This is a genomic window from Pseudomonas sp. P106(2024) (assembly GCF_057480815.1).
Genome location: NZ_JBLIYU010000062.1, coordinates 1 through 348, shown reverse-complemented (window position 1 = coordinate 348; position 348 = coordinate 1). Strand labels below are relative to the sequence as shown.

At 63.2% G+C, this 348-nt stretch carries 1 protein-coding gene; it reads right to left on the bottom strand.

Annotation, left to right across the window (positions count from 1 at the left end):
• Positions 1-348: immunoglobulin-like domain-containing protein (locus AC25M7_RS25520; RefSeq protein ID WP_486971643.1), on the bottom strand; the 348-nt coding region annotated here is incomplete at both ends.

The following is a 348-nucleotide window of genomic DNA, read 5'->3' as shown; positions in this document are numbered from 1 at the left end:
GTTGACGATCGAAGGCTGGCCGCCGACGAACACGTCGTCAGGGGCGGTGATGGTGAAGGTGCCGCTGGCACTGCCGGCCGGAATGGTGACCTTGGTGCCATCGGTCAGGGTGAAGGTCAGGCCGTTATGGCCATTGACCGGCAGACCCTGGGCGTTGCTCAGGGTCACGGTGTAGGTGATCTGGCCGCCTTCGGTGACGGTGGTCTTGTCGGCGGTGAGGGTCGCGACGACTTCGCTGACGGTGTCGGAGATTTGGACCGAAGCGTTGCCGCCCAGCTCCAGATTCTCGAAGGCCTTACCATCGACGGCAGCGTCGGTGATGCCAACGGTCAAGGTATCGCCGTCTTT